Here is a 995-nt window from a genome sequence, read left to right as displayed (position 1 = left end):
TGAGGCTGCACCCTTTGAGTGGACACCCCGGACAATGGTTCTAGGAGAGCCAGGAGGGATGTCGAGGTGGGACGCCAGTCTCTGTACACGGAGGAATTCCGGAAAGACGCGGTCGCGTTGTATCGCGCGGCCGACGGCAAACGCACGTACGCGGCGGTGGCCGCGGATGTGGGCGTCAGTGGCGAAACGCTACGGACGTGGGTCCGCAAGGACACCGCCCGTAACGCGCGCTCGCAGGACCGCAGTACCGGCGCCGACGGGACCGAGGCGGACGAGCTCGCGCGGCTGCGCGCGGAGAATGCGCGGCTGCGCGGTGCGGAAAAGGAATGGCAGCTCGAACGCGAGATTCTGCGCCGGGCGGCCGCGTATTTCGCAAAGGAGGTGAAGTGAAGACCCGCCGCTGGGACTTCATCTCCGACCATCGCGCCGAGTTCGGCGTGCAGCGGCTGTGCCGGGTGCTCGGGACCTCCCGTTCCGGCTACTACAAGCACCTGATCACGGAGCCGGCCCGAGTCGAGCGCCAGGCCGAGGAAGCCGCGACGGTCGCCGAGATCCGCGCCATTCATGCCGAGCACCGGAGCGCCTACGGTGCCCCGCGGGTTCACGCCGAACTCCGCTCCCGCGGACGCAAGATCAACCGCAAACGGGTGACCCGGCTGATGCGAATCCACCACGTGGTGGGCAGGCACCTGCGCCGCAGCAAGCGCACGACCGTCGCGGACAAGTCGGCTCCGTCGGTGCCGGATCTGGTGATGCGAGACTTCACCGCTACGGCTGTCGATACCAAGTGGTGTGGGGACATAACCTACATCCCGGTGGGATCCTCGTGGTTGTTCTTGGCCACGGTGATCGACATCTTCTCACGCCGGGTGGTGGGCTGGTCGATCGCTGACCACATGCGCACCGATCTCGTCACGGACGCGATCGAGATGGCGGTGCGCACCCGCGGTGGTGACGTCGGTGGCGTTATCTTCCACAGCGACCGCGGATCACAG

General features: G+C 66.7%; 1 pseudogene. It reads left to right on the top strand.

Going from position 1 to position 995, the window contains the following annotated elements:
* Window positions 1-66 precede the first annotated feature (66 nt).
* Window positions 67-995, top strand: a pseudogene (locus MLGJGCBP_RS47930) (IS3 family transposase); the annotation flags it as partial.

Source organism: Rhodococcus sp. T7 (assembly GCF_009872365.1).
In the GTDB taxonomy this organism is placed as follows: Bacteria; Actinomycetota; Actinomycetes; order Mycobacteriales; family Mycobacteriaceae; genus Rhodococcus_F.
The sequence above is the reverse complement of the archived record's forward strand: the minus strand, read 5'-3'. Positions and strand labels throughout refer to the sequence as shown.